Annotated in this window: 12 protein-coding genes; 9 read left to right on the plus strand and 3 right to left on the minus strand. The window is 66.8% G+C overall.

Annotated elements, in window-relative coordinates; translation table 11 throughout:
• Positions 1-6 precede the first annotated feature (6 nt).
• A complete protein-coding gene (mptB, locus tag DTA22_RS20945; protein ID WP_112300768.1) occupies positions 7-1,791 on the minus strand; it encodes a polyprenol phosphomannose-dependent alpha 1,6 mannosyltransferase MptB in 1,785 nt (594 codons plus the stop codon).
• A gap of 132 nt (positions 1,792-1,923) precedes the next feature.
• Between mptB and DTA22_RS20950 the strand changes: the two genes are divergently transcribed.
• The 7 genes from DTA22_RS20950 to DTA22_RS20980 all read left to right on the plus strand — a co-directional run bounded on the left by DTA22_RS20950 (position 1,924) and on the right by DTA22_RS20980 (position 8,507).
• Positions 1,924-2,673, plus strand: a complete 750-nt coding sequence (locus DTA22_RS20950) for a helix-turn-helix transcriptional regulator (protein WP_281272459.1) — start codon at positions 1,924-1,926, stop codon at positions 2,671-2,673.
• A gap of 95 nt (positions 2,674-2,768) precedes the next feature.
• Complete coding sequence (gene sufB / locus DTA22_RS20955) at positions 2,769-4,229, plus strand: Fe-S cluster assembly protein SufB (protein WP_009480461.1); 1,461 nt, start codon at positions 2,769-2,771, stop codon at positions 4,227-4,229.
• Positions 4,229-5,458, plus strand: coding sequence for a Fe-S cluster assembly protein SufD (gene sufD, locus DTA22_RS20960; RefSeq protein ID WP_112300770.1), 1,230 nt, complete (start codon positions 4,229-4,231; stop codon positions 5,456-5,458). Before sufB ends, sufD begins: the two co-directional genes overlap by 1 nt.
• A gap of 45 nt (positions 5,459-5,503) precedes the next feature.
• Positions 5,504-6,313, plus strand: coding sequence for a Fe-S cluster assembly ATPase SufC (sufC, locus tag DTA22_RS20965; protein ID WP_005255023.1), 810 nt, complete (start codon positions 5,504-5,506; stop codon positions 6,311-6,313).
• 6 nt (positions 6,314-6,319) lie between these two features.
• Complete coding sequence (locus DTA22_RS20970) at positions 6,320-7,579, plus strand: cysteine desulfurase (protein ID WP_037237772.1); 1,260 nt, start codon at positions 6,320-6,322, stop codon at positions 7,577-7,579.
• Positions 7,576-8,091 (plus strand): Fe-S cluster assembly sulfur transfer protein SufU, encoded by a 516-nt coding sequence (gene sufU / locus DTA22_RS20975; protein ID WP_037237770.1) that lies wholly within the window; start codon positions 7,576-7,578, stop codon positions 8,089-8,091. The genes DTA22_RS20970 and sufU overlap by 4 nt, the downstream gene beginning before the upstream one ends.
• The gene (locus DTA22_RS20980; protein ID WP_009480466.1) at positions 8,088-8,507 is read left to right on the plus strand and encodes a metal-sulfur cluster assembly factor; all 420 of its coding nucleotides are present in this window, start codon (positions 8,088-8,090) and stop codon (positions 8,505-8,507) included. Before sufU ends, DTA22_RS20980 begins: the two co-directional genes overlap by 4 nt.
• A 66-nt stretch (positions 8,508-8,573) precedes the next feature.
• Here DTA22_RS20980 and ku read toward each other — a convergent pair whose 3' ends face one another.
• Positions 8,574-9,461, minus strand: a complete 888-nt coding sequence (gene ku / locus DTA22_RS20985; protein ID WP_457920860.1) for a non-homologous end joining protein Ku — start codon at positions 9,459-9,461, stop codon at positions 8,574-8,576.
• A gap of 40 nt (positions 9,462-9,501) precedes the next feature.
• Positions 9,502-10,650, minus strand: coding sequence for a lycopene cyclase family protein (locus tag DTA22_RS20990; protein ID WP_112300772.1), 1,149 nt, complete (start codon positions 10,648-10,650; stop codon positions 9,502-9,504).
• 634 nt (positions 10,651-11,284) lie between these two features.
• Here DTA22_RS20990 and DTA22_RS20995 point away from each other — a divergent pair.
• Together DTA22_RS20995 and DTA22_RS21000 are read left to right on the plus strand one after the other, a co-directional pair.
• Complete coding sequence (locus DTA22_RS20995; protein WP_112300788.1) at positions 11,285-12,916, plus strand: ABC-F family ATP-binding cassette domain-containing protein; 1,632 nt, start codon at positions 11,285-11,287, stop codon at positions 12,914-12,916.
• A 73-nt stretch (positions 12,917-12,989) separates the two neighbouring features.
• Positions 12,990-13,205 (plus strand): helix-turn-helix domain-containing protein, encoded by a 216-nt coding sequence (locus tag DTA22_RS21000; RefSeq protein WP_005255033.1) that lies wholly within the window; start codon positions 12,990-12,992, stop codon positions 13,203-13,205.
• Positions 13,206-13,227: the final 22 nt, after the last annotated feature.

The following is a 13,227-nucleotide window of genomic DNA, read 5'->3' on the forward strand; positions in this document are numbered from 1 at the left end:
GGGGAATCAGCGTAAGCCTTGGCCTGGTGTGACCCGGCCGGTGCCCCGGCTTTCCGCGTCGACGTCGTCCCGGGGCGGATCCTGCGGATCCGGCACGGTCGGGTGCTGCTCCGAATCGACCCGCCAGGGCAGCCGGTTGCGGGTGATCACGATCAGCGTTCCGGCCGTGAAGATGGTGGCGATGGCGGCCTGCACGATGACGAAGGGCTGGTACTCGCCGCCGTTCGGCATCAGGATGACGCTGACGATGGACGAGAAGACGATGGCGGGGACGCGGAAGGCGGGTGCCGTGGCCCAGGCCGCGAGCGGCAGGACCGCCCACAGCAGATACCAGGGCTGCACCACGGGGAAGAGGAGGACGACCGCGCCGAGGGACAGTCCCAGCGCGCCGACAGCGTGGATGCGGCCGACGAGCGTGGCGACGAGCATCCGCAGTGTGATGAACGCCGCAGCGACGGCCGCGATCGGCCGGGTCAGGCTCAGCACCGCCGTCGTGTGGTCGCCGAGGCCCAACAGGACCCCGGCCAGTCCGGTGCCCAGCCCGAGGAGGGTGGGGATGGACATCCAGCTGCGGACCGCGTTCGCGGTGCCGAGGGTGTGTACCCAGCCGATGCCGAGTCCGCTGGACGTGCTGATGACGAGGGTGACCACCAGGGCCACCCCGCCGAGCAGGGCGGCCGCCATGAGCACGGCCTTCGGAGTCCCGCCCCATCTCCGGGCCAGGGCCATCCCGACGAATCCCAGTGCGAGGAGGGAGGGGATCTTGATCGTCGACGACAGGGCGATGAGTGCCGCCCCCGACAGCAACAGGAGAAGGGATTGCCCGCGGATCGGCTCCGACCGTTCGATCGCCCGCAGCGCCAGCTCGATCCCGGCCAGCATGAGACCGAGCATCAGCGCCTCGTTGTGAATTCCCGCGACCAGGTGGAACAGCAGCAGGGGGTTGGCGGCGCCCAGCCACAGGGCGCTGACCTCGGCGACGCCGCAGCGCCGCGCCAGCCGGGGGAGCGCCCAGACGATCATGGCCACACCGGCGAGGGCCAGCAGCCGGTGCAGGAAGATTCCCGCGACGATGTTCTCACCGGTCAGCCAGCTGATCCCGCGCCCCATCCAGAGGAACAGCGGCCCGTACGGCGCCGGCGTGTCGCGCCAGATCGTCGGCACGGTCCGGGTCAGGACGTGATCGACGCCGAGCGCACCCGCGGGACCGATGGCGTAGGGATCGAGCCCGCGGGCCGCGATCTCGCTCTGCGCGAGGTACGAGTACACGTCCTTGCTGAACATCGGCGGCGCGACGGACAGCGGGATGATCCACAGCAGCAGGGTGCGGTCGAGCTGGGACCGGTTGAGGCGGCGCACGGCCCCCGACTGCAGACTGCCGATCGCGAAGCGTCCGAGGAGGAGCCACGCGAGCACGATCATCACGGTGCCGGTCATGGTCAGCGTCAACGCGACGCTGGGGATACGGGCGGGCAGACCGATGACGCGAAGACCCTGGACAGGGTTCTGCAGTACCGGCTGGGCGCCGGCGCCCAGCGCGCCCACCGCCATCAGGACGGCCCCGGTCGCGCCGAACCGGCGGATTCCGCGGAGCTGCGCGGTCTCCTGCTCGTTCAGGCCCGCGGTCTCCGGCTCGTCGCCGTGCAACGCGGCCGCCACCGAGGGGCGCGGGGAGCGGCCGTCGATGCCCAGCGCCCGCCGGGCGAGCTCGGCCGGATGTCGAAGAGCGGCGCGAGCCGTGAAGGTCGGCTCCGCGCGGGTCGGCTCCGGGTTCTCGGGGGTCTGCGGCACACAGGCAGCGTAGCGGTGCGCCGAACACAGCCGGTTCGGCCAGTATTCCCGAGCGGCGACAGCACATAATCACAGGTGTAAGGCAGGGCACCCTTAGTAGACCTGCGATCCGAATTCCGTCACACTAGTGTTGTGAAAACGGAAACGACACCACGTGCAACGAAGGAAAGCGCAGTTCACGCGCCTTCCTCGGCGGCGCCTGTCGAAACCGCGTCACCCGTCGCCGTCGGCCACGAAGGCCACACCCGCGCTGCCGTCGTGAAGCTCCTCCTCGAGGAGGGGCCGATCACCGCGTCGGAAATCGGAACCCGCCTCGGTCTGAGTGCCGCCGGTGTCCGTCGACACCTCGACGCGCTCCTGGAATCCGGAGAGGCGCGCGAGGCGTCGTCCGTCGCCGTGCGTCACCGCGGACGGGGACGTCCCGCCAAATACTTCCAGATCACCGCCAAGGGCCGCGGCAGGCTCGGACACGCGTACGACGACCTCGCCGGCGCGGCCATGCGTCAACTGCGGGAGGTCGGGGGAGACGCCGCGATCACCGATTTCGCGCGTCGCCGAGTCCAGGCGATCGTCGGAAACGTGACCCCGGCAGCCGACCAGAGCGCCGAGGGCCTCGAAAACACCGCCGACGCCATCGCCGACGCCTTCACCACCGCCGGATTCGCGGCATCGACGCGCCCGGTCGGCAACGGCGTGCAGATCTGCCAGCACCACTGCCCGGTCTCACACGTGGCCGAAGAGTTCCCGGAACTGTGCGAAGCCGAGCAGGAAGCGTTCGCCCAACTGCTCGGCACCCACGTCCAGCGGCTCGCGACCATCGCGAACGGTGACTGCGCATGCACCACCCACGTTCCACTCGTCCCACCGTCCGGTCCCAAATAACAACGCTCTCCCGATAGATCCCCTAGTCAGCAACCTGTATTCCACCGGCGACCAGCCCTCGCCGGTCTCGTAACAAGACTCCGGAAGGAGCTCGCATGACCGTCACATCAGACCAGGTGACATCCACTGCGTCGGCCAACGCCGAGCCGCTCACGCAGGAAGAGACCATCGCGTCACTCGGGCATTACGGGTACGGCTGGTCCGATTCCGACGAGGCCGGTGCCAGTGCACAGCGCGGTCTGTCCGAAGACGTCGTGCGCGACATCTCGGCGAAGAAGAGCGAGCCGGACTGGATGCTCGACATCCGCCTGCGCGCGCTGAAGACCTTCGACAAGAAGCCGATGCCGAACTGGGGATCGAACCTCGAGGGCATCGACTTCGACAACATCAAGTACTTCGTCCGCTCGAGCGAGAAGCAGGCCGAGAGCTGGGAAGACCTGCCCGAGGACATCAAGAACACGTACGACAAGCTGGGCATCCCCGAGGCCGAGAAGCAGCGCCTCGTCGCCGGTGTCGCGGCTCAGTACGAGTCCGAGGTGGTCTACCACTCGATCCGTGAAGACCTCGAGGCGCAGGGCGTGATCTTCCTCGACACCGACACCGGTCTGAAGCAGCACCCCGAGCTGTTCCGGGAGTACTTCGGCACGGTCATCCCGGCCGGCGACAACAAGTTCTCCGCGCTGAACACCGCGGTGTGGTCGGGTGGCTCCTTCATCTATGTCCCGCCGGGTGTTCACGTCGACATTCCGCTGCAGGCCTACTTCCGCATCAACACGGAGAACATGGGCCAGTTCGAGCGGACCCTGATCATCGTCGACGAGGGCGCCTCGGTGCACTACGTCGAGGGCTGCACGGCGCCGATCTACAAGTCGGACTCCCTGCACTCCGCGGTCGTCGAGATCATCGTGAAGAAGGGCGGTCACTGCCGCTACACGACCATCCAGAACTGGTCGAACAACGTCTACAACCTGGTCACCAAGCGCACCAAGGTCGAAGCCGGCGGATCCATGGAGTGGATCGACGGCAACATCGGGTCCAAGGTCACCATGAAGTACCCGGCCGTCTGGATGATGGGCGAGCACGCCCGCGGCGAGGTTCTCTCCGTGGCATTCGCCGGTGAGGGCCAGCACCAGGACACCGGTGCCAAGATGCTGCACCTCGCGCCGTACACGTCGTCGACCATCATCAGCAAGTCGGTGGCCCGGGGCGGCGGACGCGCGTCCTACCGCGGACTCGTCCAGGTCAACAAGGGCGCTCACGGTTCCAAGTCCACGGTCAAGTGTGACGCGCTGCTGGTCGACCAGATCAGCCGCTCGGACACCTACCCGTACGTCGACATCCGCGAGGACGACGTGACCATGGGCCACGAGGCCACCGTCTCGAAGGTGAGCGACGACCAGCTGTTCTACCTGATGAGCCGCGGGCTCACCGAAGACGAGGCCATGGCCACGGTCGTGCGCGGCTTCGTCGAGCCGATCGCCAAGGAACTCCCGATGGAGTACGCCCTGGAACTGAACCGCCTGATCGAACTGCAGATGGAAGGGGCGGTGGGTTAGTGACCACGCCAGAAACTGGTGTCCAGAATCTCGGAGTCGCGGGAGCCGTCGCAGGCGAGAATCCGCGGATAGCGCGGACCGCCACCGGCTCGCCGATCAAGAACAAGGGTGAGGTCTTCACCTCGTTCGACGTCAACGCCTTCGAGATCCCGGGTGGTCGTGACGAGGTCTGGCGGTTCACACCGCTGCGCCGACTCCGCGGACTGCACGACGGAACGGCTGTCGCGAACGGCACGGTCACCGTCGACGTCGCCGGTCCGGACTCCGTCCGGGTCGAGACCGTCGGGCGTGACGACGACCGGCTCGGCAAGGCCGGCGTCCCCGCCGATCGGGTGGCCGCGCAGGCCTACTCGGGTTTCGAGACAGCCACCGTCGTGACCGTCGGCCGTGAGGTCGAGGTCGCCGAGACGATCAACATCACCGTGACCGGCCCGGGCGAGGACAAGGTCGCCTTCGGGCACCTGCAGATCCGGCTCGAAGCCTTCGCGAAGGCGACCGTCGTCATCGACCAGCGCGGTAGCGGCACGTTCGCCGAGAACGTCGAATTCGTTCTCGGCGACAGCTCCCGCCTCACCGTGGTCGCCGTCCAGGACTGGGCGGACGACGCCGTGCACGTCGCCTCGCATCACGCGCGGCTGGGCCGTGACGCGGTGCTGCGGCACAACGCGGTCAGCCTCGGCGGCGACCTCGTGCGCCTGTCCGCGACCGTGAAGTACGACGGCCCGGGCGGCGACGCGGAACTGCTGGGCCTGTACTTCGCCGACGCCGGACAGCACTTCGAGCAGCGGCTGCTGGTGGATCACTCCCAGCCGCACTGCAAGTCCAACGTGGTCTACAAGGGCGCCCTGCAGGGTGATCCGAATTCGGGAAAGCCCGACGCCCACACCGTGTGGATCGGCGACGTGCTGATCCGCGCCGCGGCCGAGGGAACCGACACGTTCGAGCTGAACCGCAACCTCGTCCTCACGGACGGTGCACGCGCGGACTCGGTTCCGAACCTGGAGATCGAGACCGGTGAGATCGTGGGTGCCGGCCACGCCAGCGCCACGGGTCGATTCGACGACGAGCAGTTGTTCTACCTGCGCGCCCGTGGAATCCCCGAAGACGCGGCACGGCGACTCGTCGTGCGCGGGTTCTTCCACGAGATCATCAACAAGATCGCCGTCGCCGAGATTCGCGAGCGTCTCGAGGCTGCCGTCGAGGCCGAACTCGCCGCAGTCGGCGTGTGACCCACGCCGCCGGACCATTACTTCCCATTTCTTCGAAGGATCACAATGTCTACCCCTGACGCTTCCACCCCCGAAACCTCGGTCCTGGAAATCAAGGACCTGCACGTCGACGTCGCGAACACCGACGAGAACGCCGAACCGATCAACATCCTCAAGGGTGTGAACCTGACGGTTCGTTCCGGCGAGACCCACGCGATCATGGGACCCAACGGGTCCGGCAAGTCGACGCTGTCGTACGCCATCGCGGGTCACCCCAAGTACCAGATCACCTCGGGCTCCATCACCCTCAACGGTGAGGACGTCCTCGAGATGAGCGTCGACGAGCGCGCCCGCGCGGGACTGTTCCTCGCGATGCAGTACCCCGTCGAGGTCCCCGGCGTCTCCATGTCGAACTTCCTGCGCACCGCGGCCACCGCAGTCCGTGGCGAGGCCCCGAAGCTCCGCCACTGGGTGAAGGAAGTGAAGGAAGCGCTGACCGAGCTGGACATCGACCCCTCGTTCGGCGAGCGCAGTGTCAACGAAGGTTTCTCAGGCGGTGAGAAGAAGCGCCATGAGATCCTGCAGCTCGGTCTCCTGAAGCCGAAGATCGCGATTCTCGACGAGACCGACTCCGGTCTCGACGTCGACGCCCTGCGCGTCGTCTCCGAGGGCGTGAACAAGTACAAGGAACGCGAGCACGGCGGAATCCTGCTGATCACGCACTACACGCGCATCCTCCGGTACATCAAGCCGGAATACGTCCACGTGTTCGTCGGCGGTCGTGTCGTCGAGTCGGGCGGACCGGAACTGGCCGACGAGCTCGAAGCGAACGGCTACGAGCGCTTCACCCAGGCTGCAGCAACGCAAGGAGCATAAACGCAGATGACCACCTCGGTGCGCGTATTCGACGTCACCCGGATCCGGGAGGACTTCCCGATCCTGGCGCGTACGGTTCGCGACGGAAAACCGCTGGTGTACCTCGATTCGGGCGCGACGTCTCAGCGCCCGAATCAGGTGCTCGACGCCGAGAGGGAGTTCCTCACCACCTGTAACGCGGCCGTGCACCGGGGCGCTCACCAGCTCGCCGAAGAGGCCACGGACGCGTACGAGAACGCACGTGCGGCGATCGCCGCGTTCGTCGGCGCCGACAGCGACGAACTCGTCTTCACCAAGAACGCGACGGAGTCCCTGAACCTCGTCACCCACGTCCTCGGCGACGATCGCTTCGAGCGGCACCTCGGCCCCGGTGACGAGATCGTCATCACCGAACTCGAGCATCACGCCAATCTCGTGCCGTGGCAGGAACTTGCGCGCAGCACCGGTGCGACGTTGCGCTGGTACGGCGTCACCGACGACGGCCGAATCGATCTCGATTCGCTCGAGCTGACCGACGCTGTCAAGGTCGTGGCGTTCACCCACCAGTCCAACGTCACCGGGGCGGTGGCACCCGTCGAGGAGTTGGTGCGCCGCGCCCGCGCGGTCGGTGCGCTGGTGGTACTCGACGCATGCCAGTCCGTCCCGCACATGGCGGTGGACTTCCACGCGCTCGGTGTGGACTACGCAGCCTTCTCGGGGCACAAGATGCTCGGTCCGTCCGGGGTGGGTGTCCTGTACGGCCGCCGCGAACTGCTGAACGCTATGCCGCCGTTCATCACCGGTGGTTCGATGATCGAGACCGTCACGATGGAACGCACCACCTACGCGCCGCCCCCGCAGCGGTTCGAGGCCGGCGTCCCGATGACGTCGCAGGTGGTCGGGCTCGGTGCCGCGGTCCGGTATCTCGAAGAGATCGGGATGGACGCGGTCGCCGCGCACGAGCACACCCTGGTCGAGGCGGCGCTGGCAGCGCTCGGTGCCATCGACGGCGTGCGCATCATCGGACCCACGACCGCCGAGGACCGCGGCGGGGCCGTGTCGTTCGTGGTCGACGGAATCCACGCCCACGATCTCGGGCAGATCCTCGACGACGAGGGAGTCGCCATCCGCGTCGGCCACCACTGCGCCTGGCCCCTGCACCGCCGCTTCGGTGTCGCGGCCACGGCGAGGGCGTCGTTCGCGTTGTACAACACGATCGACGAGGTCGAGGCTCTCGCGGCAGCCGTGCGGCGTGCACAGGAGTTCTTCGGGGAGGTTCCTGCATGAGAATGGAACAGATGTACCAGGAAGTGATCCTGGATCATTACAAGCATCCCCACGGCCGCGGCCTGCGTGAACCGTTCGGCGCCGAAGTCCACCACGTCAATCCCACGTGCGGTGACGAAGTGACGCTGCGGGTGCAGCTTTCCGACGACGGCACCGTGGTGGATGTGTCGTACGACGGCCAGGGCTGCTCCATCAGCCAGGCGTCGACGTCGGTGCTCACCGATCAGGTGGTGGGTATGCCCGTCGAGCAGGCCCTGCAGACCGTTGCCGCGTTCAATGAAATGGTCAGCAGCCGCGGTACCGTCGAGGGGGACGAGGACGTCCTCGGGGACGGCATCGCCTTCGTCGGCGTCTCGAAGTACCCGGCGCGTGTGAAATGCGCGTTGCTGGGATGGATGGCATTCAAGGACGCGGTTGTTCAGATAGTGGACGACCGTGTTGTGGACGAACAGGATTCGGCCGTTCCGACAGCAGACGGCGAACCAGCTCGAATCGGAGGACAGGCATCATGAGCGAGACGCAGACGCCGGAGGCGGACGCCACGGCCGTTCCGGAGCAGGCGACGGCCGACCAGGGCGGCGAGACCGCCACCGCCGCGTCGGGTGCTATTACCGACCCGAAACGCCTCGAGGAGCTCGAGGAGGCGATGCGCGACGTCGTCGATCCCGAACTCGGCATCAACGTCGTCGACCTCGGTCTCGTGTACGGGATCACCGAGGAAGAGGACGTCGTGACCCTCGACATGACGCTCACGTCGGCGGCCTGCCCGCTGACCGATGTCATCGAGGACCAGTCGCGGGGCGCGCTCGTGCGCAGCGGTCTGTGCAACGAACTGAAGATCAACTGGGTGTGGCTCCCGCCGTGGGGCCCCGACAAGATCACCGAGGACGGACGCGAGCAGTTGCGCGCGCTCGGCTTCACGGTCTGACCACCCACCACTGGTAACGCGGAGGGGCTCGGCGAGAATCATCTCGCCGAGCCCCTCCGCGTCGGTTCAGGCGCGTTTGCGTTCCGAGGTGGACGACTTCGAGGCGGCCTTCTTCGCCGCGGTCTTGGCCGGTGCCTTCTTCGCCGGCTTCTTCTTGGCCGGTGCGGCCTTCTTCCCGGCGGCGTCGACGCTGCGCTGCAGTGCGGCCACCAGATCGACCACTTCGGCGTCCTCGCCGCTCTTCTCGACCTCGGCGACGGGGATGACCTTCTTGCCGCCGGACTCGATCATCTCGTCCAGCAGTTCCCGCAACTGCACCTGGTAGTCGTCGGTGAATTCGGTGGGGTCGAAGTCGTCGGCCATGCTGTCGACGAGCGTCTCGGCCATCGCGAGTTCCTTCGCCTTCGGTTTGTCGACGCCGTCGAGTGAGGAGAATTCCGCCGCCCGTACCTCGTCCGGCCACAGCAGCGTCTGGATCACCAGCACCCCGTCCCGTGAACGCATCGCGGCCAGTCGGGTGCGCTGCCGGAGGGTGAAGTGGACGAGGGCTGTACGGTCGCTGTTCTCGAGGGCTGTCGCGAGTAGGACGTAGGCCTTCGGAGAGCTGGAATCCGGTTCGAGGAAGTAACTCTTCTCGAACAGAATGGGGTCGATCTGTTCGGTCGGCACGAACTGCAGAACGGGAATCTCGTGTTTCTCGGCGGCGGGCAGTTTCCCGAAATCATCGTCCGTCAACACCACGCGCACGCCGTCGTCGGAGTCGTAGGCCTTGTCGATATCGGCGTATTGGACGACGTTGCCGCATTCGGAGCAGACGCGGTTGTATTTGATCCGGCCGCCGTCCTTGGCATGGACCTGATGAAATCTGATGTCGTGATCCTCGGTTGCCGAATAGACCTTGACCGGCACATTCACGAGTCCGAACGCTATCGAGCCCTTCCATATCGACCGCATGCGTTCCATGATGGTCTCCTTTTCGCGTTCGCGCGACAGTTCATCGAACTTCCCGGCGCAGCGTCGAACGGAGAATCACACTGCGGATATCGCCGGAGGACGCTCGAAACATCCGGCCCATTGCCGACAGGGTTCCGCGCGGATTCGACCGCTGGGACAGATATGCCGCCTGGAGTTGTGGCGGCAGATCGAAGAAATGCTCGAAGAATTCGGGGACGTGCTCCGCATCCAGATTCAGGAGGACGCGAAGGCCGACCGATCGCAGCGACGCGACGGTGCGGGCCTTCCACGGCCACAGTCGGGCGTTCGAACCGTCACGAAGATCGCGGGCCAGAACATCTGCGCACAGGAGCGACGCCGCCACGCTGTAGCCGGTTCCGGGGTGCATCAACCCGGCTCGGGCCCCGAACCGCACCTGATCCGAGCTGTGAGCACGACCGGCCTCGGGTGGTGGCTCGACGGCGAATCGGACCCTCTCGACGTCCGAATGGGACGGCACGGTGACGCCCCGCTGTCGTAGCCGGTCGTGGAGTCTGGTGGCGAGCTCCGAGATCGGGAGCGGGGGGCGACCGACGAGGCACGTCTCCTCGAGCAGAAACCGTTCCCGCGAGAGCGGCACGCCGTAGAGGAACGACGGCGAGTCCAACGGCGACGTGCCGTTGTCGCGGCGCCAATCCATGAAGACCGAGCGCTCGCCGGCGAGCGCGTGTGCGGCCGTGCCGGGGTCCACCACGACGCCGTACGCCGTCTGCTGGGCGAGGTCGGGGCTGTCGCCGGTGCCGCGGGCATCGACGACGACGTGTGCCTTCAGGGTCGAGCCGTCGTCCAGTTGGACGGAAGTGGGGGAGAGGTCGATGGCTCTACCTGCGAGAACTGTTCCACATTCGCTGCTGAGTATTGATTGCAGTACTGATGTATTCAAAACGCAATATGTGCGATCGATGGTGTGGCGACGTGTCGTCCAGGCTGTCGGGCGAGGAGTTCTCGTCACGACGGCGTCCCGAGGGAGCCAGTCGGGGAGCTCGTCTTCCCAGGCTGCGTACGTCGCGGTCCACGATCTGCGGGGGAGCGGGTCGACCGAGACGACCGTCGAACCGAGAGCCGTGGCCCGGTGGGCGAGGGCGCGGCCGGCAGGCCCGAGGCCGACGATCGCGACGTCCCAGATCGCTGGACGAGGGGAAGCTGTCACGCCGCAAGCCTGTCACGGCCGGGAGTTGTCGGCCGGAGACATGCCAGGTTCCACAATCGGACGCGGACGGAACGCGCAAGTTTCCCGAATTTCGGCTGTGTCGCCCCGGGCGCCCGGGGAAGTGGGGACTCACCCCACAGGTCCCGAACCCATGAACACACCACCGCAATCCCCGATCAGGGGAGCGGGGTGGTGCCGCCGGGTCGGCCTGGCTGCGGGTGAGCGCGAGAGGTGAGCGAGAAGCAGTTGGGCAGGTGCGGGAACGTGAACGCGCCTCCGATTTTCGGAAAGGTGCCGGCCGGGCTTCCTGGCTCCACCGGACGCCGGGTCCGAAGGCGGTGAATGAGTCGGGCCGTGACGGAACAGCAGAGTTTTCCGAATGTGAGGTTTGCCCCTGTCAGGACGACCCACCGGGGGTCGCCAGCCCCACCACCTCACGACCACACACCGCACCCTCGATCACGCCTCCACGCAGGGGCCCGGGCCTACCGGGGGGCGTTTACGGCGGCGAACGTTAGCGGGATCACTGGCAGGCGTGTTCCGAGTCGTCGGCGGTCGGGTAAAATTGCTGGTTCGTGTGTCCATTGCGCAGTTTTCCTCATTCAACGCGAGCGTCATTTTCCTAGGAGTCTTGTTGATCACCGCTACCGACCTGGAAGTTCGAGCTGGAGTACGGACGTTGCTGTCCGCGCCCGGGCCGGCCTTGCGGGTACAGCCCGGCGACCGCATCGGGCTGGTCGGCCGCAACGGTGCCGGCAAGACGACCACCCTCCGCATCCTCGCGGGGGAGGGGGAGGCGTACGCGGGTGCCGTGGTACGCACCGGCGATCTCGGATATCTGCCGCAGGACCCGAAGGAAGGCGACCTCGACGTCCTCGCGAAGGACCGAGTGTTGTCCGCGCGCGGACTCGACTCGTTGCTTCGGGACATGGAGAAGCAGCAGATCCTGATGTCGGAGGTCGTCGACGACGCCGAGCGTGACAAGGCCGTGCGCAAGTACGGCAACCTCGAGGACCGCTTCTCCGCCCTCGGCGGGTACGAGGCCGAGAGCGAGGCGGCACGCATCTGCAACAGCCTCGGTCTGGCCGACCGCATCCTCGGTCAGCAGTTGCACACCCTGTCGGGTGGTCAGCGCCGCCGTGTCGAATTGGCGCGCATCCTGTTCGCCGCGTCGGACGGTAGCGGCGGACGGTCGGACACGACCCTTCTGCTCGACGAGCCGACCAACCACCTCGACGCCGACTCGATCACCTGGCTGCGGGGATTCCTGCAGAACCACGAGGGTGGTCTGATCGTGATCAGCCACGATGTCGATCTGCTCAACGACGTGGTGAATCGGGTGTGGTTCCTCGACGCCGTGCGCGGCGAGGCCGACGTGTACAACATGAGCTGGAAGAAGTACCTCGACGCCCGAGCGACCGACGAGCAGCGTCGTCGCCGTGAGCGCGCCAACGCGGAGAAGAAGGCCGGTGCGCTGCGCGCTCAGGCCGCGAAGCTCGGCGCGAAGGCCACCAAGGCGGTGGCGGCGCAGAACATGGCGAAGCGCGCCGACAAGCTGATGTCGGACCTCGACGCGGAACGTGTGTCCGACAAGGTGGCCCGGATCCGGTTCCCTGAGCCGGCGGCGTGTGGCAAGACTCCGCTGATGGCGGACAACCTGACCAAGGTCTACGGTTCGCTCGAGATCTTCACCGGGGTGGACCTCGCGATCGACCGTGGGTCACGCGTCGTGGTGCTCGGTCTCAACGGTGCCGGTAAGACGACGCTCCTGCGCATTCTCGGCGGCGTCGAGACGCCGGACGCGGGCGGACTCGTCCCCGGTCACGGGCTGAAGATCGGCTACTTCGCGCAGGAACACGACACCCTCGACGACAACGCGTCGGTGTGGGAGAACATTCGCCACGCGGCGCCGGACACGGGGGAGCAGGAGCTGCGTTCGCTGCTCGGTGCGTTCATGTTCACCGGCCCGCAGCTCGAGCAGCCCGCGGGGACCCTGTCGGGCGGTGAGAAGACGCGCCTGGCACTTGCGGGTCTCGTGTCGTCCGCGGCGAACGTTCTGCTGCTCGACGAGCCGACGAACAACCTCGACCCCGTCTCCCGCGAGCAGGTGCTGGACGCGCTCCGCAGCTACACCGGTGCCGTGGTGCTGGTGACGCACGACCCGGGCGCGGCCGAGGCGCTCGACCCGGAGCGAGTCATTCTCCTGCCCGACGGCACGGAGGACCACTGGTCGCAGGACTACCTGGAACTGATTCAGCTCGCCTGAGCACTGCGCGTAGATATCGCCGTCGCGGGGCTCTACCGTGGAAACCACCGTCGCTCGCCGACTGGAGGAGTTCATGGCTGACATCGGGGTCTTCGCCAAGAGCGCTCGGATCACGGGACCGTCGCGCGCCGATCTGCAGGCGGAGCTGAAGGAGCGCTACCAGGCCGGTGCGAGTATTCGATCCCTTGCCCGGGAAATGGGGAGATCGTACGGATTCGTCCGCAACATCCTCGCGGAGTCCGAGGTGGAGCTCCGCGGACGAGGCGGAGCTCACCGTCGCAAGACCTGACCGGTGTCGGTGGGGGAGTGCG

Source organism: Rhodococcus wratislaviensis, from assembly GCF_900455735.1.
In the GTDB taxonomy this organism is placed as follows: Bacteria; Actinomycetota; Actinomycetes; order Mycobacteriales; family Mycobacteriaceae; genus Rhodococcus_F; species Rhodococcus_F wratislaviensis.